Source organism: Paenibacillus donghaensis (assembly GCF_002192415.1).
GTDB classification, from domain to species: Bacteria; Bacillota; Bacilli; order Paenibacillales; family Paenibacillaceae; genus Paenibacillus_AQ; species Paenibacillus_AQ donghaensis.
This window is the reverse complement of record NZ_CP021780.1, coordinates 3742480-3762816: the sequence shown is the minus strand read 5'-3', so window position 1 is coordinate 3762816 and position 20337 is coordinate 3742480. Positions and strand designations below refer to the sequence as shown.

Annotated in this window: 31 protein-coding genes; 27 read left to right on the top strand and 4 right to left on the bottom strand. The window is 51.8% G+C overall.

Translation table 11 applies throughout. From position 1 onward, the window contains the following. Positions 1–2: 2 nt before the first annotated feature. From B9T62_RS16835 to B9T62_RS16755, 17 genes are all read left to right on the top strand, one after another. On the top strand, positions 3–1487 hold the full coding sequence (locus tag B9T62_RS16835; protein ID WP_087916324.1) for a capsid protein: 1485 nt from the start codon (positions 3–5) through the stop codon (positions 1485–1487). Next, positions 1484–2614 carry a phage minor capsid protein gene (locus B9T62_RS16830; RefSeq protein WP_087916323.1) on the top strand — a complete coding sequence of 377 codons (1131 nt, stop codon included), beginning with the start codon at positions 1484–1486 and terminating at the stop codon, positions 2612–2614. The genes B9T62_RS16835 and B9T62_RS16830 overlap by 4 nt, the downstream gene beginning before the upstream one ends. Before the next feature lie 103 nt (positions 2615–2717). After that, positions 2718–3311 carry a phage scaffolding protein gene (locus B9T62_RS16825; protein ID WP_087916322.1) on the top strand — a complete coding sequence of 198 codons (594 nt, stop codon included), beginning with the start codon at positions 2718–2720 and terminating at the stop codon, positions 3309–3311. 12 nt (positions 3312–3323) lie between these two features. Further along, positions 3324–4199 carry a capsid protein gene (locus B9T62_RS16820; RefSeq protein WP_087916321.1) on the top strand — a complete coding sequence of 292 codons (876 nt, stop codon included), beginning with the start codon at positions 3324–3326 and terminating at the stop codon, positions 4197–4199. Between the two features lie 12 nt (positions 4200–4211). After that, a complete protein-coding gene (locus tag B9T62_RS16815; protein WP_087916320.1) occupies positions 4212–4445 on the top strand; it encodes a hypothetical protein in 234 nt (77 codons plus the stop codon). A gap of 8 nt (positions 4446–4453) precedes the next feature. After that, the gene (locus B9T62_RS16810; RefSeq protein ID WP_087916319.1) at positions 4454–4819 is read left to right on the top strand and encodes a head-tail connector protein; all 366 of its coding nucleotides are present in this window, start codon (positions 4454–4456) and stop codon (positions 4817–4819) included. Continuing rightward, positions 4819–5145, top strand: a complete 327-nt coding sequence (locus tag B9T62_RS16805; RefSeq protein ID WP_087916318.1) for a hypothetical protein — start codon at positions 4819–4821, stop codon at positions 5143–5145. The genes B9T62_RS16810 and B9T62_RS16805 overlap by 1 nt, the downstream gene beginning before the upstream one ends. Beyond that, positions 5146–5538 (top strand): hypothetical protein, encoded by a 393-nt coding sequence (locus B9T62_RS16800; RefSeq protein WP_087916317.1) that lies wholly within the window; start codon positions 5146–5148, stop codon positions 5536–5538. It begins immediately after the preceding gene. Beyond that, positions 5535–5924 carry a minor capsid protein gene (locus B9T62_RS16795; RefSeq protein WP_211296468.1) on the top strand — a complete coding sequence of 130 codons (390 nt, stop codon included), beginning with the start codon at positions 5535–5537 and terminating at the stop codon, positions 5922–5924. The genes B9T62_RS16800 and B9T62_RS16795 overlap by 4 nt, the downstream gene beginning before the upstream one ends. A gap of 8 nt (positions 5925–5932) precedes the next feature. Next, positions 5933–6385, top strand: coding sequence for a phage tail tube protein (locus tag B9T62_RS16790; RefSeq protein WP_087916316.1), 453 nt, complete (start codon positions 5933–5935; stop codon positions 6383–6385). A gap of 3 nt (positions 6386–6388) precedes the next feature. After that, positions 6389–6694 carry a hypothetical protein gene (locus B9T62_RS16785; RefSeq protein ID WP_087916315.1) on the top strand — a complete coding sequence of 102 codons (306 nt, stop codon included), beginning with the start codon at positions 6389–6391 and terminating at the stop codon, positions 6692–6694. Further along, positions 6663–7046 (top strand): Gp15 family bacteriophage protein, encoded by a 384-nt coding sequence (locus B9T62_RS16780; RefSeq protein WP_211296467.1) that lies wholly within the window; start codon positions 6663–6665, stop codon positions 7044–7046. Before B9T62_RS16785 ends, B9T62_RS16780 begins: the two co-directional genes overlap by 32 nt. After that, positions 7047–10070: a phage tail family protein gene (locus tag B9T62_RS16775; protein WP_087916314.1), complete on the top strand. Its 3024-nt coding sequence runs from the start codon at positions 7047–7049 to the stop codon at positions 10068–10070. Positions 10071–10081: 11 nt separating this feature from the next. Further along, positions 10082–10438 carry a DUF6711 family protein gene (locus B9T62_RS16770; RefSeq protein ID WP_087916313.1) on the top strand — a complete coding sequence of 119 codons (357 nt, stop codon included), beginning with the start codon at positions 10082–10084 and terminating at the stop codon, positions 10436–10438. A gap of 4 nt (positions 10439–10442) precedes the next feature. Then, on the top strand, positions 10443–12677 hold the full coding sequence (locus B9T62_RS16765) for a translocation/assembly module TamB domain-containing protein (RefSeq protein WP_087916312.1): 2235 nt from the start codon (positions 10443–10445) through the stop codon (positions 12675–12677). Between the two features lie 66 nt (positions 12678–12743). Further along, a complete protein-coding gene (locus tag B9T62_RS16760) occupies positions 12744–13271 on the top strand; it encodes a hypothetical protein (protein WP_087916311.1) in 528 nt (175 codons plus the stop codon). Positions 13272–13293: 22 nt separating this feature from the next. Then, a complete protein-coding gene (locus tag B9T62_RS16755) occupies positions 13294–13518 on the top strand; it encodes a hypothetical protein (protein ID WP_087916310.1) in 225 nt (74 codons plus the stop codon). Between the two features lie 209 nt (positions 13519–13727). Here B9T62_RS16755 and B9T62_RS16750 read toward each other — a convergent pair whose 3' ends face one another. Continuing rightward, positions 13728–13928: a hypothetical protein gene (locus B9T62_RS16750; RefSeq protein WP_087916309.1), complete on the bottom strand. Its 201-nt coding sequence runs from the start codon at positions 13926–13928 to the stop codon at positions 13728–13730. 99 nt (positions 13929–14027) lie between these two features. Here B9T62_RS16750 and B9T62_RS16745 point away from each other — a divergent pair, with 99 nt between their 5' ends. From B9T62_RS16745 to B9T62_RS16710, 9 genes are all read left to right on the top strand, one after another. Continuing rightward, positions 14028–14255 (top strand): hypothetical protein, encoded by a 228-nt coding sequence (locus tag B9T62_RS16745; protein WP_087916308.1) that lies wholly within the window; start codon positions 14028–14030, stop codon positions 14253–14255. Next, positions 14209–14982 (top strand): hypothetical protein, encoded by a 774-nt coding sequence (locus B9T62_RS16740; protein WP_087916307.1) that lies wholly within the window; start codon positions 14209–14211, stop codon positions 14980–14982. The genes B9T62_RS16745 and B9T62_RS16740 overlap by 47 nt, the downstream gene beginning before the upstream one ends. A 14-nt stretch (positions 14983–14996) precedes the next feature. Beyond that, the gene (locus tag B9T62_RS16735) at positions 14997–15863 is read left to right on the top strand and encodes a hyaluronate lyase N-terminal domain-containing protein (RefSeq protein WP_087916306.1); all 867 of its coding nucleotides are present in this window, start codon (positions 14997–14999) and stop codon (positions 15861–15863) included. Positions 15864–15878: 15 nt separating this feature from the next. Beyond that, positions 15879–17072: a hyaluronate lyase N-terminal domain-containing protein gene (locus B9T62_RS16730; protein WP_087916305.1), complete on the top strand. Its 1194-nt coding sequence runs from the start codon at positions 15879–15881 to the stop codon at positions 17070–17072. A gap of 11 nt (positions 17073–17083) precedes the next feature. Further along, positions 17084–17494 (top strand): hypothetical protein, encoded by a 411-nt coding sequence (locus B9T62_RS16725; RefSeq protein WP_087916304.1) that lies wholly within the window; start codon positions 17084–17086, stop codon positions 17492–17494. Beyond that, complete coding sequence (locus tag B9T62_RS40270; protein ID WP_211296466.1) at positions 17494–17598, top strand: CD1375 family protein; 105 nt, start codon at positions 17494–17496, stop codon at positions 17596–17598. The genes B9T62_RS16725 and B9T62_RS40270 overlap by 1 nt, the downstream gene beginning before the upstream one ends. An 86-nt stretch (positions 17599–17684) precedes the next feature. Continuing rightward, on the top strand, positions 17685–17963 hold the full coding sequence (locus B9T62_RS16720; RefSeq protein WP_087916303.1) for a hypothetical protein: 279 nt from the start codon (positions 17685–17687) through the stop codon (positions 17961–17963). Positions 17964–17978: 15 nt separating this feature from the next. Beyond that, on the top strand, positions 17979–18257 hold the full coding sequence (locus B9T62_RS16715) for a phage holin family protein (RefSeq protein WP_087920300.1): 279 nt from the start codon (positions 17979–17981) through the stop codon (positions 18255–18257). A gap of 49 nt (positions 18258–18306) precedes the next feature. Further along, positions 18307–18909, top strand: coding sequence for an N-acetylmuramoyl-L-alanine amidase (locus B9T62_RS16710; protein WP_245864476.1), 603 nt, complete (start codon positions 18307–18309; stop codon positions 18907–18909). Positions 18910–18971: 62 nt separating this feature from the next. On the opposite strand, the gene B9T62_RS16705 is transcribed toward B9T62_RS16710, so the two are convergent. The 3 genes from B9T62_RS16705 to B9T62_RS39140 form a co-directional block, all read right to left on the bottom strand. Continuing rightward, a complete protein-coding gene (locus B9T62_RS16705; RefSeq protein WP_087916301.1) occupies positions 18972–19205 on the bottom strand; it encodes a hypothetical protein in 234 nt (77 codons plus the stop codon). After that, the gene (locus B9T62_RS16700) at positions 19202–19444 is read right to left on the bottom strand and encodes a DUF7667 family protein (RefSeq protein ID WP_087916300.1); all 243 of its coding nucleotides are present in this window, start codon (positions 19442–19444) and stop codon (positions 19202–19204) included. Before B9T62_RS16700 ends, B9T62_RS16705 begins: the two co-directional genes overlap by 4 nt. A gap of 99 nt (positions 19445–19543) precedes the next feature. Further along, a complete protein-coding gene (locus B9T62_RS39140) occupies positions 19544–19702 on the bottom strand; it encodes a hypothetical protein (RefSeq protein ID WP_157793863.1) in 159 nt (52 codons plus the stop codon). Positions 19703–20065: 363 nt separating this feature from the next. Between B9T62_RS39140 and B9T62_RS16695 the strand changes: the two genes are divergently transcribed. Continuing rightward, positions 20066–20287, top strand: a complete 222-nt coding sequence (locus B9T62_RS16695; protein WP_087916299.1) for a helix-turn-helix domain-containing protein — start codon at positions 20066–20068, stop codon at positions 20285–20287. Positions 20288–20337 lie beyond the last annotated feature (50 nt).

The window sequence follows — 20337 nt, the reverse complement described above, 5'->3', positions numbered from 1 at the left end:
GAGTGGGGTGGTTTAAGAATATGGTTATGAAAATGTTGAGGATCACACCGGCACCTGAAAGCCAGATCATCACGATTCAGGAGCCGTTTAGCTACCGCGCGAACGTGCTGCGGAATCGGCTGTGGTTTCGCGGAGATCCGTCCGAACTGGATCAATTCTATAAGCAGTCCATAACTGACAGTGTGGGGCGCTCACGCTTCTGGGCAGCGGTGCCGAGCTACGGCTTGGGCATCCGCAAGATCCACTCTGGACTGCCGGCCATGGTGGCAGATCGGCTCTCTGATATTGTCGTTGCGGATATGGACGCCATTACACTTAAGGCCGAGACTGAGACGGCAACGTGGGATGAGATCAGCGAGGACAACGACTTCCCGGAGCTGCTGGGCGGAGCCATTACGGAGGCGCTAACAGCTGGAGACGGGGCGTTTAAGGTTACGGTAGATCCGGAAGTGAGCGGGTATCCGCTGATTGAATTCTACAGTGGCGATCAGGTCGAGTATAAGCGGACCCGTGGCCGATTGCAGGAGGTCATATTTTACACGGACTATGTGTTCAACAGCAAGGATTACCGGCTGGTAGAGACGTTTGGCCGTAAATACATCCGGTACAAGCTTCTGGATGCCTATGGAAAGCAGGTGCCGCTGTCACTGGTGCCGGAAATCGCGGATCTGAAGGATGTCGAGTACGATGGTGATTTCCTGATGGCCGTGCCGCTCCAGGTGTTCAAATCCACCAAGTGGCCAGGACGAGGGAAGTCCATATTCGACAGCAAGGCTGATTCATTTGACGCGCTGGACGAGGTGATTAGTCAGTGGATGGACGCGATCCGCTCTGGACGGGTGCAGAAGTACATCCCGGAAGACATGATTCCGAAGAATCCAGAAACCGGGGAGCTGATGCGGCCTAACCCGTTTGATAATCAGTTTATCCGGATCAATAGCGCGTTTGCCGAGGATGCCAAGGGCCAGATCAATCTAGTGCAGCCCCAAATTCTCTATGAAGCGTTCGTGGCTTCCTATGCTTCTGCGGTGGATATGTGCTTACAGGGCATTATCAGCCCGTCCACCTTGGGCATTGATCTCAAAAAGACCGATAATGCCGAGGCGCAGCGGGAAAAGGAGAAGGCCACGTTGTACACTCGCGGTAAGATCGTGGAGCGGCTGAATGAAGTCATTCCGCAGCTGGTGCAGACCGTCATGAAGGTGTATGACACGATGCAGAGCCGCACAGCAGGCGAGTATGACGCCAGCGTGACCTTCGGGGAGTATGCTTCCCCTTCCTTTGACAGCGTTGTGGAAACAGTCGGCAAGGCCCGCACCTTCCAGGTCATGTCCATTGAGCGTGCCGTTGAAGAGTTATACGGCGATACTTGGACCAAGGAGGAAAAGGCTGAAGAAGTTGCCAGACTGAAGGCAGAGCAAGCCGGACCCACCTTTGAGGAACCCGAGGTGCGGGACAACGTTACTGAAGAAGTTGATCCTGAATGAGCAAGAAAGCCTATGACCTGCGCGGCATTTACTCACAGATGGAGGTTGACCTAGTTGCCAGTATGAAGCGGAACCTGAAACGTCATGAGAATGACGAGAAGAAGGAAGGCTTTGAATGGGACCAATGGCAGGAGAAGAAGCTGCAGGACCTGAAGCAGTACCGCGTGGAGGCGTCACGAATCGTCAGGAAGGCCGCTCCAGTGATCGAATCCACTGTCGACCAAGAGGTTAAAGGAGCGTTCCGACGCGGTGCAGATAAGGTCAGCGGCTTTTTTAGACGGCTGGTAAACAAGGTCCTTCCCGGCAGGCAGGATAAGCTGGATGTGGACGGCGTATCTGATGATAACTTCTTCAAGGCTAATGAACATCGGATCAATGCGCTGGCTTCTGCTGCCCAGGGGGAGTTGAGGGCAGCGAACCAGGCAATCCTGCGGCAGACCGATGATGTGTTCCGGCAGACCATATTCAAAAGTCAGGTGTACATGAATAGTGGAGCTGCTTCTCTTAACCAGGCGATCGACATGGCCACGAAGGATTTCCTGGAAAAAGGGCTGGATTGCATCACGTACAAGGATGGCCGCCGCGTCAATGTGGCCAGTTACTCTGAAATGGTATTGCGGACATCCTCCCAACGGGCAGTATTTGCCGGAGAGGGAGCCAAGCGGCAGGAGTTGGGTATCACAACCGTCATGGTATCCGCTCACAGCAATTGCTCAGACCTGTGCTTACCGTGGCAGGGCAAGGTGTACATTGATGATGTGTATAGCGGTGGCAAGGCATCAGACGGGCCATATCCGCTCCTGAGTACGGCCATGGATAACGGATTATTTCACCCCAACTGCCGGCACAACATGACCACTTACGTTAAAGGACAAAGCAGGCTGCCGGAGCCGGTAGACGACACCAAGGCACTTGCCAGTTACAAGCAAGAGCAGCGTCAACGGTACATGGAGCGCCAGGTGCGCAAGTACAAGCGCCGGGCAGCGGGAAGTCTGGATGAAGTCAATCAAGCCAAGGCCGAGGCCAAGGTTAAACAATGGCAGGGCGCACTCCGGGGCCACATCAAGGCTAATCCGGAGCTGAGGCGAGACTACAGCCGCGAGAAGATTAGAATACCACCAAGTTAGGCCACGGATGAGACTGCCGTGGTCTATTTGCTCATGGGCCGGAGCATATCGGTCCACTCCCATAGCTGGAGAGCAGCTATAAAAATCTATGGAGGTTGATGATATGGAATGGTTAAAAGAAGCGTTGAAGAAAGCCGGTTATGATGAGTCGAAGATAGATGCACTGGTTAGCGACATTAACAAGGAGCTGCCGAAGCATTTTGTTCCGAAGTCGCAGTATAACGAGCTTTCCGAAACCAAGAAGAAGCTGGAGAAGGATATCACAGACCGTGATACACAGCTCGAAACACTCAGCAAGGATGCAGGAGCTTCTGAGACGCTGAAGGCTGAGATTGCTCGACTTCAAGGAGAGAACCAGACGGCCAAGGAGCAATATGACTCCAGCCTGAAGGATATGACGCTGACCAACGCTATCAAATCTGCGCTCAACGGCAAGGTCCACAATGAGGCTATCGTTACCGGACTGATTAAGAAAGACAAGTTAGTGATCGGGGATGATGGCAATGTGGTGGGTCTGGATGAGCAGCTTAAGGGCTTGCAGACTTCGGATGCCTATCTGTTCAAGCCTGAAGACACTGGTGGCACTGGCGGCGCAGGTGGAGGCTTCCGTGTTGGCGGTGGCGGTAACGGACAGGGCCAAGGTCAGGCTGCAAACGATCAACTTGCCGCGATTTTCGGTGTTACAACACAAAAATAGGAGTGATTAATAATGCCTTACAATTACGTAGATTCATTTCAGACCGTTTTGCAACAAAAATACGCCCTTGAACTGACTTCATCCGCCCTCACGACTCAAAATGCAATTTGGGTTGGTGCGAAAACGATCAAGCTGCCGCGTATGGATGTAGCTGGTTACAAGGATCATAACCGGAATGGTGGCTGGAATCGACAAGCGATTGCAAACGATTTTGAGCTTAAGGTACTGCAGCATGACCGAAACGTCGAGTTCTATGTTGACACAATGGACGTTGATGAAACTAACCAAATCCTGTCTGCAGCGAATGTAACAAACGTATTTGAGACAGAGCAGGCGATCCCGGAACTGGACAAATACCGCTATAGCAAAATTTATGCAGAACATACCATATTTGGCGGTGTACCAAACACTACAACGTTAACTATTGCAAATGTACTGCAAGTGTATGACAAACTGATGGAGGACATGGACGAAGCGTCCGTGCCACAAGGCGGACGTATTTTGTATGCAACGCCTCCAGTTCATACTCTTCTTAAACAAGCTGAGGACATTAGACGGATTACATCGGTGCAATCCAACAACGGTAATGTAGATCGGGTTGTGCGTAGTCTTGATGATGTGAAGTTGGAAAAAGTTCCGAGTGATCGAATGAAAACGGTCTATGATTTCAGTGATGGCGCTATTCCAGGTGTGGGTGCAAAGCAGATTAATATGATCTTAGTACACCCGTCTGCTGTCCTCGCTCCGCTCAAGCACAATGCGATTTATCTGTGGGAACCAGGCTCGCATACAGGCGGTGACGGTTGGTTGTACCAAAATCGTAGCTATTCAGACTTGTTCTTGATCGATCGTAAAGTAAAAGGCGTACAAATCAGCGTACAAGCTTAAGGGGGCTAAACTATGTTATATGCAGTAAAAGGAAACAAGCAGCTTAAGATCGATGAGGCAGATAAATCCGCCTACCTCAAGCTTGGGTATGACATTGCGCAAGAGGAGGGTGGCGCCTTGACTACCATTGAGGTATCCCCATCAAAAACCGTAACGTACGCTGAGCATAGACAAGCTCTGGACAGAATTGCCGAGCTGGAAGCTCACCTTGCCGAAGTAAAAAAACCACCCAAAGCAGACAAGTAGGTGATCCTATGGCCTATGCAACGGTAGAGGAATATGAACGATACGGTGACGGTGTGATCACACCTGACGAGCTGGAGAAGGCGCTGGAACGGGCATCTGATCAAGTGGATGCCCTGACCTATAACCGCATCGTAGGACGCGGATTAGCGGGGCTGACGATGTTCCAGCAGCTCAACGTTACAAAAGCAACGTGCCAGCAGGCGGACTTCCACTTTCAGTATGGTGACTACTTGGCGTTCCCGCTCTCTGGCTACTCCGCAGGCAGCGTGTCGCTGTCATTCAAGGCGGTTGAGGGAGCAGGAGGCATCCAGACCACGGAGGCCGTGAGCAGCCTGCTGGCCGCTACAGGGCTGACGAGCAGGAGGTTATGCTGATGCGTGGCAAACTACCATTCCCGCACTGGATACTGAATACGCCGGTGCAAGTCTATCAAACCAAAACTAGCCGATATGGTGAGCCCGTTGAAGAGTTAATCTTTGACGGGCTTTGCTGTTACGACGAGAAGATGCGCCAGAAGCTGGACAAGGAGCGCCGTCTGGTGACGCTCTCCGGCAGAGTGATCATCCAGGGAGATATTAACCCCGGGAAGCTGATCGAGGGGCTTGTGCGGATCGGAGGGGCCGAACGGACGATATTCAGCGCGAGTCGGCCGCAGAATCCAGACGGCAGCGTCTTTTCCACGGAATTGGAGTTGATGTAGATGGTCAAGGTCAAGACAACCATGAACCCCAAGGCCATGAACCGGCTGCGGGTTGGTCCTGAAAAGGCGCTAATTCAGGTGGTCAACGGGGCTAAGGACAGTATACTGGCGGATATCGTGGCCGCTGAGGTAACGCCGAAGCAGACAGGTGAGCTGGAGCGCAGCGCCCAGGTGGATACCAGCAAGGTCAAGCGCGGCAAGGTGTCCATCACCTACGATACACCTTATGCCCGTAAGCTCTACTGGCACCCGGAATATACGTTCAGGCGTGATAAGAACCGGCATGCACAAGGTGAGTGGCTGAAGGCGTGGGCTGAAGGTAAAAAGAAGAACCGGGTTACCGAGGCGTTTAAAAAGCTCCTGAAGAAGCTGTCAGGGGGTTTTATCAAATGATGAGGCTAGCAGCGGTCATGGAGTGGCTGGAGCAGCGCGTGGAGTGCCCAGCATGGTACATCGGCAAGATTGACAGCAGCAAGACGCAATGTATCGGGCTGTACAATATCAACGCCGGTACGCCGGTGCTTGCCATTGGTGGGCTGGAGAATACCAGCTACGCGGTCAAGGCCGTGTCTATCCTGGTTCACTGGAGCAAAAATGCCGATACAGCGGAGCGCAAGGCCCAGGAGGTCTACGCTGCGCTGTTTGGGCAGTCTGGAGTCATTGGAGGCAAGCGGGTGATCGCGTTTAACATGCGAACGCCTGAGCCGGTAGATGTGGGTACAGATGATGCCGGGATATATGAGCACGTGATTGAGACAACTATTTATTACGAGAGGTAGGGAATCAAATGGCCGAAACAGGCGTTTTCCCGGTTCACAAAAATAAGTTCAAGGTAGGTACAAAGGGCAGAGCTTCCACCGCTACGGAAATGGTTGTCGTCAAGGACTTGGAGACTTTTGCCCCAAGTATCGACGGCAACACAGAAGAGTGGACACCGATGGACCAGGAAGGCTGGATTCGCCGGGCCGTCACTGGTAAGGGGCTTACGTTCTCCTTCAGTGGTAAGCGGCAGTATGGCGATCCCGGTAATGATTACATTGCGGGTTTGCTGCTGGGCACGGGGCAAGAGGTAGAGACAAAATTTGAGTGGGAAATGCCAAGTGGCGCCAAGCTCACGATGAATTGTGTCATTAACCTGACCACTCCAGCGGGTGGCGACTCTACGAACATCGACGGCTTGGAATTTGAATTGTTATCAGACGGTAAGCCAACATTTACAGCAGCACCGGGAGGAGCATAAACCATGTCAAAAGTAATCAATATCTCAGATAAATTCGCAATCGAGGAAAAAGGATCTATTAAGATCGGTGGCAAGGTCTACGAGGTGGATAAATCTGTTGAGGCTGTAATGCGATTTGAAGAAATTGCAGAGAATGGCAGCGTGAAGACGCTCCTTGCAGCCATTGAAGGATCTTTAGGTACAGAATCATTTGAGGAGATCGGCGTGAAGAAGATGGGTATCGCTAATATCAAGGTGCTTGTATCCGGTCTGATGGCCGTTATGCAAGATTTGACCTATGAAGAGGCCACCACCCGATTTCAACTGTAGCCCTTCCGGGGAAAATTGGTATGACCTGCGGGAAGATTGGCCGCTGATCGAGGCAAGCCTGGCGAAGCAATACGGTATCCGAATCCGGCAGCAGGGAGATATGCCGTGGTCAGAATTTTGTATCCTTGTTGCGGGACTCATGCCAGATACGCCGCTGGGGAGCATTGTCACGATCCGGAGCGAGAAGGATCAGAAGGTTATTAAGGGATATACCTCAGACCAGCGGCGTATTTACAACGACTGGCGTAAACGTCAAGCGGAGCAGAAGCTGCTGGACGAGGTGACATTAGACAAGGAAATGAAGGTTTTAGAGGCCGCGATGGCCCGTATGTTCGGAGGAGGTGGCGCATAAATGGCAGGAAGTAGTGCAGGCCGCATAGATTTAGACCTGGAGCTTAACTCCGGACCATTCCAGCGTCAGCTTGGCGGCATTGCGGGCATGGCAAACAATTTAGTAGGTAACGCGTTTAAGGGTCTCGGCGGTATTATCGCCGGGGCTTTTGCTGTTAAGGGGCTTGTAGACTTCGGCAGGACGGCCATCGGACTTGCATCTGATCTGCAGGAAGTACAGAACGTGGTGGACGTCACATTCGGGGCCATGGCTCAGGACATTAATAACTGGTCCACCGGGCTGATTGATGATTTTGGGTTATCCGAGCTGGCAGGGAAAAAGTATTCCTCCACCATGGGTGCAATGCTTAAATCATCCGGATTGGCGGGCGCTCAGATGGAAGGTATGTCCAAAAACCTGACTGAGCTGTCCGCAGATATGTCGTCCTTTCACAACCTGAGTAATGACATGGCCTATGAGAAGGTATTTAGCGGCATGACCGGGGAGACGGAGCCGCTGAAGGCACTCGGTATCAACATGAGTGTAGCCAACATGGAGGCTTACGCCCTGTCTCAGGGAATTGATAAAGCCTGGTTATCTATGACTCAAGCGGAACAGACCATGCTCCGGTATAACTACCTGATGCAGGTCACAGCGGACGCTCAAGGAGACTTTGCCCGGACATCAAACAGCTGGGCCAATCAGGTTAAAGTCATGGGTGAGCAGTGGCGTATCTTCCAAGGCACGATGGGCGCAGGCTTCATTAACATTCTGACACCAGTTTTACGTGGGCTGAATTGGCTAATCGCCAAGCTGCAGGTAGCGGCTGCTTATTTCAAGGCTTTTACCGAGCTGATTTTCGGGGATGCTGCGGGTGGCGGATCCTCCGGCGGCGCTGTGGTGCAGCCAATTGCCGATATGGGCGCAGCAGCAGGAGATACATCCGGTGCGTTGGGTGATATGGGCAAAGCATCCGACAAAGCCGGAAAGTCGGCCAAGAAAGCGGGCAAGGACGTCAAGGGCAGCCTGGCAGGTTTTGACCAGCTCAACACACTGGCCAAGTCAACAGCCGGCGCTATGGACGATGCTGCTGCTGGAGCTGGCGGTGCAGCTGCAGGACTCGGTGCTGGTTTAGGAGCGGGATTAGGTGGTGGTTTCGGGGATCTGGACCTGGGCACGCCGGACATTAGTGTGGACCCGATCAAGCAAAAGGTTAAAGACCTGATCGACGGGATCAAGTCCAGTTTCAGCGGCGCATGGTCCTACATTGCCGCAGGCTGGGCAAAGATGCGCCCGGCGCTTCAACCGTTCGTGGATATGATGGGTCCTATCGGTAAATCGGTACAGAGCATCGGGAATACCTTTATTGATCTAAAGGATAAAGTATTGATCCCAATGGCTAGTTACGTTTTGGGTAATTTTATCCCGCAGCTGGTCACAGGTTTTGTTACCGCCTTTGCTCCGGTCATTGCCAGTGCGATTACGCAAAGCTTCGCGCTTATGGACAAAACGTTCCGTAACGTAACCACCACGCTAACAGAGCTTTGGGGTACAGTTTGGCTTCCGAATTTGGAAAAGGTGAAAAACGCTTTTCTATTAGCTTTTCCTCAGATTGCAAATTCATTGCAGAGTTTACTGGATAACACGCTAATGCCTGCGTCTGATTTCATCCTGAATGAATTTGCAATCCCGATCAGCGCGGCTATTACGGAAACATTGGTCCCGATCTTTGCGGATACTCTTGTGTGGGCCGTTGGATTATTTGCAGACACGATGGAAAACTCAGTGAACCACATTAATGATCTGTGGACCAATACGCTCCAGCCCAATCTTGAAAAGCTGAGAGACGTCTTCCTGGATGCTATTCCGCAAATAGGCGACTCCATACAGAAACTGCTTGATGGGACTATCAAGCCATTCGTGGATTACGCTCTGAATGAGTTTATCATCCCGATTAGCTCGGCTATTACTGACACCCTGGTTCCAATCTTCACCGATACGCTTGTGTGGGCTTTCGAGGAAGCGGCAGAAACTTTCGAGTGGGCTGTCGATATGATGAACGATATCTATGAAACGGTATTGGAACCCGTGTTTGATCTGATCAAAGAAATCGTTCTTGACACGCTGCAGATCGTAAAGGACGCCTGGAACAAATACGGTAAAGAACTCCTGGATAAGCTTTCGGAGGCCATGGATAAAATACGGGCAACCTTTCAAAAGCTCTGGGATGATGTTCTGAAACCGATTATTGAGCCGTTCTTGAAAACTCTTAAAGAGATTTGGGAAGACACGATAAAAGGTATCATTGCAAAAATTGTCGATCTAGTAATGAAGTTGGTTTCTGCGGGACTAGATATCTACAACAAATTCATAAACCCCTTGATCAATTACATTATTGACGAGCTTGCTCCTGGATTCACCAAGGGGTTTAAAATAGTGCTTAGTATCGTAAAAAGTGTGATTACGTCCGTCGGAGATGTCATATCTGGTCTGCTGACGACATTGGGGGGGATAATTGATTTTGTCACCGGTGTGTTTACGGGTGATTGGGGAAAAGCGTGGGAAGGTGTCAAGTCCATATTCAAGGGCGTATTTGATAGCTTATGGGGTATCGTTAAATTCCCGCTCAATCTGATCATCGACGGGATTAACGAAGTGATCGGTGCCCTAAACAGTATCAGCGTCGATATCCCGGAAATTGACGTATTCGGGAAGAAGGTTGGCGGCGGCAGTATCGGTATCAACCTGAAAACGATCCCCCGCTTGGCCAAGGGCGGTCTGGCCTACGGGCCTACGCTGGCCATGGTCGGGGATAACCGGGGAGCTGCAGCGGATCCGGAAGTCGTCAGCCCCTTGTCCAAGCTGCAGGGCATGCTGGACGGCGGCAATCAAGAAACCAACGATCTGCTTAGACAGGTAATCAAACTGCTCAGCGGCGACAGAACAACCGTGTTAAAGGTTGGGGAAACGGAGTTCGGCCGTGTGTCCATTAATGCAATTAACCGCACCCAGCGGCAGGCAGGACAGACGCTGCTTGATGTATAAGGAGGTTCATCATGATCAAAATTAACGGCATGACCATAGCGGCCTCCCCGGCAACCTTTGTGCCGACCATCATTGACCTGGACGACGGGGAATCGTCCATCCGGACAGCCGATGGTAAGCTGCACCGGGACCGTATCCGGGTCATGCGGCAGTTGGACATGACCTTCGGTATATTGACCTGGGCAGAATTGTCGGCCCTCATGAAGTCCATGGCCGATACCTTTTTCAATGTGACGTACCCGGACCCTATGACCGGCGGCTATGAAACCAAACGGTTTTACGTGGGCAACCGAAATCCAGCGTTCGCCGTGGCAAAAGGATCTGAAATCTTGTGGTCAGGGCTAAAGATTACCCTGACGGAGCAGTGACGCCATGTATCCAATATCGCCGCTATATGCGGATTACTTACGGCGGCTGGATCGGGAGTTCATTGTTAAGGCCACGGTACACGGGGAGGAATATGACTCTTCGAAAATCGTAGACTTCACAATTGAAAATAGTTTGAGCCTCTCCAGCGGGTTTGAGATCGGCAATGCGATACCGTCAAAGCTGATCATCAAGCTACGCACCAATGAGACCATACCTGCAAATGCCCGTATCGTGCCGTACCTGTCGCTGACGACAGCAGGCCTGACCTGGCTGGAGGCTACTTACCCATGGTTGGACACGCATGTGCCGTGGACGGGCACAGGGACGGACTGGATGCCTCTCGGTGAGTTCTTCGTGGACGGTCGCGAGAAGGTCAACGATGTATGGACGTTCACCTGTTACGACAAACTGGTTTTTGCAGATGAGCTGTACGTTTCATCCCTGACTTATCCGGCCACCATGCAAGCCATCTGGAATGAGATCATGCAGCGGATGGGCTGGACGTCTGACAGCAGCGTGGTCATTAACCCATCCTATGTGATCCAGGTGGGACCGGCGGGCTTTACCTGCCGGCAGATGATGGCCTATATCGCATCGGCTAATAGTGCTAGCGTGTTTATCGGCAAGGATGGGGTAACCAAGTTCAAACGTTTCTTGGCAAACGCTGCTCCTGTATTTGAAATCGGTGCAGGCGACTACAGCCGGGTCAAGCAGACCAATCCGGTCAAGACCTTTACCCGGGTAGTGATCATCTACAATACAGACGATGGCCTGAGCTATGAGGCGGGTAGCGGAGACAATAACCGCACGCTGCAGCTGACGAATCCCTTTGCCACGCAGGCCATGGCTGACGGGCTGCTGGCGGCACTGAATGGCTTTGCCTATTTACCTGTAGTAATTGAGGGGATCGGCTACCCACAGCTGGAGCACGGCGACGTCATCGGCTTTGAACGCTATGAGGGCAGTAGCTGGCTAGAGACGGTAACCACTTGGAGCGGGACCGACATCCCGTGGAACGGCATCGTGGACTATCAGACGCTGATCATGCACCAGGTGTTTACGTTTGCCGGCGGCTTGCGTATGACCATTGAGGCCCCGTCACAGTCAGAGCAGCAGAGCGAGTTCCCGGCGCGGGGCACCCTGAAGACGGCTATCGATGCGCTAAACAAGTCGGCGTTGCGGGAGGGCAAGGACTATTTTGGCATGACGGTGACGCGGGAAGCAGGGCTGTATATTGAGCGGGAGGATCACAGTAGCGATGTGGTGCTCAACTCCGATAAGTTTGCCTTCAGAGCAGGAGGGCAAGATAAGATTTACTTTGACCCAGTTGCTGGCCGTTATAAATTTAACGGGACGCTGGAAGCCACAGACGGGATGTTCTCGGGCAACCTGTCAGCCGTTGGCGGGACATTTACTGGAGCGTTGGTGGCTGCAACCGGCACGTTCAAGGGCGCGCTTCAGGCGGCGACCGGCACATTCAGCGGCGACTTGTCCGCAGCAGGCGGCACCTTCAAGGGTGCTTTGCAAGCGGCCAGCGGCTCCTTTGCTGGTGAGTTGATTGCTGCTACAGGATCATTCTCGGGGGACCTCAATGCTGCAGGAGGCACATTCCGGGGGGCGCTCCAAGCAGCATCCGGTACATTCAGCGGCGATCTATCCGCAGCAGGGGGCACCTTTACGGGTAACCTCTCGGCAGCAGGCGGGACGTTTACCGGGGCACTGGTCGCTGCAAGTGGGTCATTCTCCGGAGCGATCACCGCCAGTTCCTTCAGCGGAGGGACGATCACTGGTGCCCTGATCCGGACTAGCCCCGACGGAGAGCGTATAGAGGTCACGCCAACCGGGCTTAGATCGTATGACTCCAGCGGCGTCAAGCGCGTGTCCATAGCTAATGATGGACGGGGGCATTACGGGGGCGTTGGATTCTGGGATGAGAGTGGCCAGGAGATTGCAGGTATGTATGCTAATGTAGGCTTTTCGTTTGTCTATGCAGATGGTCCGTTGCAAATCCTCTCCTTTTCCGATAGGACTAGGCTTTCTGGCGATATCGAGTTTACCAGCCCTGAACGGGTGTATGGTCTAAGGACGACAAGTATTGAAGGGCTGCAGGCCGAACTAAACAGTAAGGCCAACGCAAGCGAATCTGGGTATAATTTAGGCTTTGACCTCACTACACGAAACTTAAAACTTTTCGGCAGAACAGGCGCCCTACTAGCTCAGGTTAACATTCCTAAATAAGGTTGAAACTTTTATCGCTTTGTGACGATAATAGGAGTAGAAATCATTTCCAGAGGAGTGTTCACTTTGAAAAAATTCGTTTCGGGCGTCATTGTAGGGGCGTTACTGTTTGCTGGTACTTCTGTATTCGCGGATTCTGTTGGATTAATAGGGCAGAAAGTCCAAGGTCTATTTACTATCGAAAAAGCAGGGGTGAAGGTGTCGGACGCAGTTATTATAAACGGATCTGCTTACGCTCCTGTAAGGGCCGTGGCCGATGCAACCGGATCAGACTTAAAGGTGGAAGGGAAGAAAATTATTATGTTGGTAGAAGGTAAGGTACCTGCTGAAGTTGAAATAAGCCGACTAAACATTAGTGTGGATTTAAAAAAGCAGCAGATTAAAACCTACCAGGAATCCATTGCTGATATTCAGAGTAAGATAGCCAAAGAAGAAAAGAACATCGAAGCTTCCACATCCGAGAGTAACAAAGAGATTTTTCAGTTCAATGTAAATGAGTATACGAAGCAAATAACGTCCATGCAGACAAAACTTGATGCAGCCAATAGCGAAATCGCAGAGCTGCAAGCCCAGATTAACCAGCTTCAAAAATAACTAAAAAGGGGGGGGTGCTATCATGGAAATTAGTTTAGATTTGAACAAGAAATACAATGGGAACTTTTTGCTCTCAGATACTTTTTTATATGAACTGCCGTCTAACCTTGAACGCGTTGATCTTTTGGCCACTGATATAATTATGCTGTACACAGATCACCCGGGCGGTTATAAGATCGAGCAGAGGCTACTTGACGAAAACAACAATCTTTTGATTAAAGCTACCAGCACTGAGCCACAAAAATAACATACCCAACTCACGGAGTCTCGCCAAAGCTGGCGGGGCTTTTTGTGTTGAGGAAATGGAGGAGTTAAGCATGCTTATTAATGATGCCGCAGAATTAAAGGTTAACGAAACGGTGATTCAACTTTGCATTTACATTCAAGAGTCTATGAGAAGCAAAGAGACAGACCGAATAGAAAGTCTGCCCTCGCTTGTATCCTCTCTAGCTTCGCTTATTCAAAGCTAAAGTTCTTGTTGTTGGCTTCATGAACCGCTTTAGTGATTACTTTGAAATAATTACCTATTTCTTTAGCTCTTTTGGCATTCAGTTCACTGAGCTGTTCATGTGTATCGCAGTCCGCCTCGGGTAACTTTATTATTCCATTCTCAAGTGCGGAGACAACAATTTCCTTTGCTACTTCTAATGGATTCATTGAATGGTCCTCCTTTCTCATGAAGTGGGTCTAACAACCTACCATTTCGACAGATTGGGAGGTTTTTCCTCTTATTAAAAAATGAAGGAGGCTATACTCTTGGCGATTATCAAGCCTAAAGTATTCATTGAGCTTGACCCTCTGCAGCCGGTTGCGGAAATATGTGCAGTCATGATGGCGCTGATCCCCTACCATCCTGGGCAGGAGACTGACATCTTGATCGGAGTCGGCAAGGCAGTAGAGGACCGGCTGCAGGCGATCAGAAAGGAAGTGAGAGATCATGGCAAACCGGTTCGCGAATCTGATCGGAAGCCGGAAGATCAGTGAGGACTTCGAGAATATCAATATCGGCTTTGACCGCGTGCAGCAGGACATCGATGCAGACATATCCGCGCTGGCTTCTCACACAGGGAACGGGAACATCCATACCACAGCTGCCGAAAAGGCCAAGCTTGCGGGACTCACAGCGGGAGCTGGCGGCGCAGGATCGGCTACAGACAGCGTAATCGGTAACCGGACAGCCATTGACACCGCAACGCCTAGCTTAACCGGCACACTGACCGCACTGCTGTCTAGCCTGTTTACCTTGAGCAAAGGCATCACCGGTAAGCCTGGTGCGCTGACAGCCCCAGCTATCAACCTGGAAGCGACCAAGGCCCACGTGGACAATGTCAGCCTGCACACCACGGCGGCTGAAAAGTCCAAGCTGGCCGGTGTTGCGACAGGGGCTGAGGTTAATCAAAACGCCTTCGCCCAGGTTAACAACATTACAGCTGCAGCAAAGTCCGATACGCTCACGGTAACAGGCGGGACGGGGATCACTGTATCGACTAACCCAACCACTAAGACCATGACCGTAACGGCTACAGGGACGGCTACACCAGGTGCACACGGTAGCAGCCACAACAGTGACGGTTCAGATCCTATACCTGACTTGGTGTCGGTCAAAGCAAAGGTGGAGGCATTAGAGGATTTTTTGGCATATATGCCGATTGATGGCGGTGGATTTGACACCCCTCCAGGTGGTCCAGTCATTGACGGTGGAACGATATAAAGGAGGAATCATAGATGGCAGTCGTACCAACAACGATTAAACTAAAACGCGGGCTTGCTGCTAATGCGGCAGCGGCAGTCCTTGAAGCTGGGGAGCCGATGGTCACGCTGGATACCGGTAAGATGTGGGTGGGAGATGGAGCAGGCGGGAAGATCCTAATTAACCCGGATCAGGCTGCGGCAGAAACGGCGGTCAAACTGGAAACGGCCCGGACCATTGCATTAGGTGGGGATGCAACAGGATCTACCACTTTTGACGGGTCCGCCAACCGCACCATCACTGTTGTGCTTGCAAACAGCGGGGCGACGGCTGGTCAATTTACTAAACTGACCATTGACGCCAAGGGTCGAGTTACAAGCGCGACAAACATCACAGCAGCGGATATCCCAACCTTGACTCTATCCAAAATATCGGATGCAGGGACCGCAGCCAGCAAGGATACGGGCACGGCAGTAGGCAACATCCCGATTTTGGGGGCTGGAGGCAAACTACCGGATAGCGTACTACCTGCACTGGCTATCTCAGATACCTTTGTCGTTGCCACCCAAACGGCCATGCTGGCGTTGACGGCTGAGGTCGGAGACATTGCAATTCGGACGGACCTAAACAAGACCTATATCCTACGAGTGGCAGGAGCCGCAACGCTGGCTAACTGGCAGGAGATCCTCGCGCCTACCGGGGCTGTATCATCGGTGGCTGGCCGGACCGGAGCCGTGACGCTGACCGCAACAGATGTGGGCTTGGCTAGCGTGGGCAACTATGGAGTAGCTACTCAGGCTGAGGCAGAGGCTGGATCGAGTGCGGTTAAGTACATGACGCCGCAGCGGACAGCTCAGGCAATAGACGCTCAGATGGCAGTTATTGACGGCGGTACATTTTAAGGAGGGCTGTACATTATGGCTAATAAGATACAAGTACGGCGCGGGACTAAGGCGCAGCTGGCGGCATTGGGCGGTCTGGCTGTCGGTGAGCCGGGCTATTGCACGGATACCAAGGATTTATATGTCGGTAATGCTTCCGGGCCAGACACACTATTTCCGGCAGCAGAGAACATCCTATATAACAAAAACCAGCAGGCGTTAATTAACGGAGGGTTTGAGATATGGCAGCGGGGAACTTCGGTGCTGCCTGGAGGGGACGGATCAAATGCATATGGATACGGTCCTGATCGGTGGTGGAGCCAGATATATGCAGGATCTGTTACGGGGAATACAAGCAGCTGGGTACGCCAGGATTTTGCCGCCGGACAGACGGTCGTACCGGGCAACCCCAAGCATTTCGCACGCTTCAATATCCTGACTTTATCTGCTCTACAGACACAATCGCTAATCCGATTCCACCAGGCAATTGAAGATGTACGTAACTTTGCCGGGCAGAAAGTCACCTTTACTATTTGGGTGAAAGCCAATGCTGCCAGAGCCGTGGGAGTTTTGGCTATTCAAAATTTCGGATCGGGGGGATCGGCAGAAGTCCATACTGCAGCGGAGGTGCCAACTGTCAATCTGACGACAGCATGGCAAAAAGTCACGGTTAGTATATCTGTGCCTAGCATTGCTGGTAAAACGGTGGGTGATGGGAGTTATTTGGCCTTGTCGCTTGTTATACACAAGGCTGGGAATACCATCATATCCGCGCCGAGTGGAGTGGTAGGCAGTTGGTCAACGGGGTATGTGGATATTGCGCAAGCACAAGTCAATATCGGCGCTGTTGCTTTGCCTTATCAGCCGCGAAGCCTGGCCGATGAGTTGGCTTTATGTCAACGATACTATGAAAAAAGTTATTATCTTGAGGATGCACCGGGTACGGCGACTGAAAATGGATCGCTATATGGTGTATCCGAAGACGGTACGGTAGGTGGCCCTCACTTTGGGTATACATCGTTTAAGACACGCAAGCGTGTAACACCGACAGTGACGGCTTATGGTAAAGGGGGCGGCGTTGGTATGGTGAGTGATGGTACTGCTGACCGTACTATATCATCTGGTGTCGCATGCATCGGAGACGAAGCGGGAATCCGGCATAATTACACTCTGAATGGATCTACAACTAATCGACGATTTTTCCACTTTGCCGCAGATGCTGAACTATAAGGGGGGACGACATGTATAAACACTATATCCGCGTAGACACTGAGGGCAACGTGATCCGCGCTTTTTCTGATGCGTTCGAGCAGCCGGAGCCAGGCGATCTGCTGGTCACCGAAGATGGAGGCAGACACTTTAACCTGGACCTCTGGTATAACGGCGTAATTCCACGCTGGCACGTTGAGGGTGACGATCTGGTCGAGCGTACAGATGTGGAGCTGGCGGCACTGTGGGAGCAGTACCAAGCGGACCACGCGCCGCAACTGACAGAGGTAGAGACTTTACAGCTTGCCCTCGCAGACACCTATGAGCAACTGCTGACAGCGCAGGGAGATGCCACAAGCGCACAGGTAGCTCTTGCTGATCTGTATGAGCTGACGCTGACTTTGCAGGCTGATATGGTCGCCTTGAAAGGAGGTGTGAGCTGATGCCAGCCATTTATGCAAGCTTGATCCGCAAGGGACTTAAGACGTTGGTGCAAGTGCCGTCCGTGATTCGCGAGGATGTGGCCGCGCTGTTAGCTGATAAATAGAGATTACTGGATGCGCCCATTGAGGCGTTTTTATTTTGCTCTTGGGGGAGATACCTGGGGCTATTTATGTTAAGGGGGGAACGGGAGTGGAGATTACAACAATCACAGCAATAGTAGCAGCAGTAAGCGGAGTTGTACTCGGGTGGATAACTCGTACATCTGCCTTCAAAAAGGATGTTGCCCAGGAGGCTGGCAGCGGCGCGGCGCTTAGGACAGACGTTGAGTACATCAAACGCGGTGTAGATGATATCCGGGCCGATGTCAGGCAGCAGGGGCAGCGGACTGACGCGCTGGCTGAGCGTGTAACGCGCGTCGAAGAGTCGGCTAAACAAGCCCACAAACGCATCGACAAAATTGAAGAATAGAAGGGAATGATTTTTGTGGAATGGAATGCAATCGCGAATTTTATCAAACCGGAATTATTGATTGTGGTGGCCGTATGCTGGGTGATCGGCTACATCCTTAAGCAGACACCACGGGTGCCAGACTGGACGATTATTTACCTTGTGACGTTGGGAGCCGTCGTCCTAGTGTCGCTCACCTTGGGCTTTAATGCAGAGAGCGTCCTACAGGGTATCCTTTGCGGCGCGGTGGCTGTGTATGGTAATCAGTTGGTTAAGCAAGCTAGAAAGAGCGGTGACGACAATGATTTATCGTAAGGATCACATACCGCGCACGACAGCCTGTAAACGCCGCCCTGGCTTTGCAATGTCTGCGACCACCATCACTATCCATAACACGGGAAACCCGTCCAGCAGCGCAGCAGGGGAACGCACATGGCTCACTAATCCATCCAACAACCGGCAGGCGTCCTATCATATCGTCGTTGACAGCAAGGAGACGGTTGAGTGTCTGCCGCTGACCGAAAACGCCTGGCACTCTGGAGACGGCAGCGGCAGCAAGTCGGGTAACCGGACAAGTATAGGCATTGAGATTTGCGAGAGCGGTAACTATTCGCAGACGCTGGATAATGCAGTGGATCTGGTTGCCTCCATGCTCAAAGAGCGAGGATGGGGCGTGGATCGTCTGCGGAGGCATTTTGATTGGTCTGGCAAGATCTGCCCACGCCTGATGTATGACGGGGGGAAGTGGACGGGCTGGACGGCGTTTAAGGCCATGGTGGCCGCCAAATTAAAGGAGGACGACGATGTGAAGGGTGAAGAGGTAACGGTAAAGGTCAACGGCAAGAAAGTAGCCGACGGCGTGATCGATGCCGGGGTTACGTACACGCCAGCCCGCGCCGTGGCGGAAGCTTTGGGTGCTACGGTGAAATATGACGCCGTGAGTAAGACGGTAAACATCACAAAGTAAATTCCCAAGCGTTTACGAATTTAAGCCCTGCCGACCATTACGGTTAGCAGGGCTTTTTTTGTTTATATCTCAAACTCTTCCCAGCCTGGGGGCAGCGGTTCTTCAGGCGCTTCTTCTAGCGCTTCCGGCTCGATTACCGTCAGCAGCGCCTCCCCGATATCCAGCAGCACCCCACACTGGTCAAGAGGTTCAAACGTACCCACGGCCAGCACGCTACCGGTGCGGCCACCGTATCCGCTGGGATGCTTCGCTGCGATCCGTACGCGCATGCCTGGCTTAATATCTGTTAGTTTCATAAGGTGGGTGCCCTCCCAGTCAGCCGTAGGGCTTCTTCGCGTATCCGCAGTTCAGTGAGCCATGCGGTGTCGTTCGTGGTCGCTGCCGTGTTGGAGAGCTGCCGTAGCTTCAAGGTGTCCCAGCAGTACCGGGCATTGATCTGCAGACATTGCAGCAGCTCGGGGCCGTGCTCCATGGTGAGTTTGCCCGCTTTGTGCAGATGGTACAGCTCAGCCAGTCGATGGTGTACGGGCAGCATTAGCGCCGCCCTCTGGCTTTAAGCATCGCGGCCACAGAGACGATCAGCGCGGCAACGATAATGATCCAGGTGATTGTGTTCAGCATGTGGATTCCTCCTCTATTTGATTTCAATCATCAGACTCAGCGTTTTTCGGCCTTCTTCTTTAGCCTCACGGATAAGACCCGAAACGATAGCTTGAACGTCCTTCATGCTATAGGCGTCATTAGTTACCCAGTGTCCTTTATGCTCCGTAACGACATATTTTGCTTTATCCATAACTCTATGCCTCCCGCGTATGCCCGCCGGCAGATTGTATCGTCCAAACCGTTTATGTTATGATTGGGTGGAGAGCAGGAGGTGCTACTCCTACTCTCCGGGAACCTATTTACGTTTGCCGTGGCGGCTTCGTTTTTTGGTTCCTTTCTTTTTGTCCTTTAGCAGCAATGTTGCTGTGATAAGCTGGATGATTGCTGTTAGGAGCGTTACCCAATCTTTCATGTGACTTGTTCACCTCCATTCTGCATCTGACACTTAATTCGTGTCATCCACATCTATAATATATCATGACTCTAATTTAGTGTCAATACCTTATTGACACATTTTTCGTGTCAATGTATGCTTGTCCTGTGAGGTGATTCTATGGGACAAGTTCATTCCCAGCTAAAACCAATGGTAGACGCCAGCGGGAAGTCAATCCGGCAAGTGGCCAAAGATATTGAGTACAGGTTTGAAACGGTGCGGCAGCTCTACAATGATGAGTCGCGACATTTCCCTCGTGATTTGATTACTAAGCTCTGCGAATATTTTCAATGCGGAGTGGGGGACTTATTGGTATACGACAAAGAGCCGTCACAGGAGTGATCCTGGACGGCTATTTTTTTTAATTTTTACGTTACCCGCACTTTACCCTC

Bases quoted from the DNA above. Each gene is read 5' to 3' on its own strand.
- B9T62_RS40270 (WP_211296466.1), top strand. From the start codon at position 17,494: ATGCCAGCCATTTATGCAAGCTTGATCCGCAAGGGACTTAAGACGTTG.
- B9T62_RS16770 (WP_087916313.1), top strand. From the start codon at position 10,082: ATGATCAAAATTAACGGCATGACCATAGCGGCCTCCCCGGCAACCTTT.
- B9T62_RS16775 (WP_087916314.1), top strand. From the start codon at position 7,047: ATGGCAGGAAGTAGTGCAGGCCGCATAGATTTAGACCTGGAGCTTAAC.
- B9T62_RS16750 (WP_087916309.1), bottom strand. From the start codon at position 13,928: ATGAATCCATTAGAAGTAGCAAAGGAAATTGTTGTCTCCGCACTTGAG.
- B9T62_RS16765 (WP_087916312.1), top strand. From the start codon at position 10,443: ATGTATCCAATATCGCCGCTATATGCGGATTACTTACGGCGGCTGGAT.
- B9T62_RS16730 (WP_087916305.1), top strand. From the start codon at position 15,879: ATGGCTAATAAGATACAAGTACGGCGCGGGACTAAGGCGCAGCTGGCG.
- B9T62_RS16805 (WP_087916318.1), top strand. From the start codon at position 4,819: ATGCGTGGCAAACTACCATTCCCGCACTGGATACTGAATACGCCGGTG.
- B9T62_RS16800 (WP_087916317.1), top strand. From the start codon at position 5,146: ATGGTCAAGGTCAAGACAACCATGAACCCCAAGGCCATGAACCGGCTG.
- B9T62_RS16725 (WP_087916304.1), top strand. From the start codon at position 17,084: ATGTATAAACACTATATCCGCGTAGACACTGAGGGCAACGTGATCCGC.
- B9T62_RS39140 (WP_157793863.1), bottom strand. From the start codon at position 19,702: ATGGATAAAGCAAAATATGTCGTTACGGAGCATAAAGGACACTGGGTA.
- B9T62_RS16705 (WP_087916301.1), bottom strand. From the start codon at position 19,205: ATGAAACTAACAGATATTAAGCCAGGCATGCGCGTACGGATCGCAGCG.
- B9T62_RS16795 (WP_211296468.1), top strand. From the start codon at position 5,535: ATGATGAGGCTAGCAGCGGTCATGGAGTGGCTGGAGCAGCGCGTGGAG.
- B9T62_RS16700 (WP_087916300.1), bottom strand. From the start codon at position 19,444: ATGCTGCCCGTACACCATCGACTGGCTGAGCTGTACCATCTGCACAAA.
- B9T62_RS16810 (WP_087916319.1), top strand. From the start codon at position 4,454: ATGGCCTATGCAACGGTAGAGGAATATGAACGATACGGTGACGGTGTG.
- B9T62_RS16815 (WP_087916320.1), top strand. From the start codon at position 4,212: ATGTTATATGCAGTAAAAGGAAACAAGCAGCTTAAGATCGATGAGGCA.
- B9T62_RS16825 (WP_087916322.1), top strand. From the start codon at position 2,718: ATGGAATGGTTAAAAGAAGCGTTGAAGAAAGCCGGTTATGATGAGTCG.
- B9T62_RS16780 (WP_211296467.1), top strand. From the start codon at position 6,663: ATGAAGAGGCCACCACCCGATTTCAACTGTAGCCCTTCCGGGGAAAAT.
- B9T62_RS16710 (WP_245864476.1), top strand. From the start codon at position 18,307: ATGTCTGCGACCACCATCACTATCCATAACACGGGAAACCCGTCCAGC.
- B9T62_RS16790 (WP_087916316.1), top strand. From the start codon at position 5,933: ATGGCCGAAACAGGCGTTTTCCCGGTTCACAAAAATAAGTTCAAGGTA.
- B9T62_RS16755 (WP_087916310.1), top strand. From the start codon at position 13,294: ATGGAAATTAGTTTAGATTTGAACAAGAAATACAATGGGAACTTTTTG.
- B9T62_RS16820 (WP_087916321.1), top strand. From the start codon at position 3,324: ATGCCTTACAATTACGTAGATTCATTTCAGACCGTTTTGCAACAAAAA.
- B9T62_RS16735 (WP_087916306.1), top strand. From the start codon at position 14,997: ATGGCAGTCGTACCAACAACGATTAAACTAAAACGCGGGCTTGCTGCT.
- B9T62_RS16785 (WP_087916315.1), top strand. From the start codon at position 6,389: ATGTCAAAAGTAATCAATATCTCAGATAAATTCGCAATCGAGGAAAAA.
- B9T62_RS16740 (WP_087916307.1), top strand. From the start codon at position 14,209: ATGGCAAACCGGTTCGCGAATCTGATCGGAAGCCGGAAGATCAGTGAG.
- B9T62_RS16695 (WP_087916299.1), top strand. From the start codon at position 20,066: ATGGGACAAGTTCATTCCCAGCTAAAACCAATGGTAGACGCCAGCGGG.
- B9T62_RS16830 (WP_087916323.1), top strand. From the start codon at position 1,484: ATGAGCAAGAAAGCCTATGACCTGCGCGGCATTTACTCACAGATGGAG.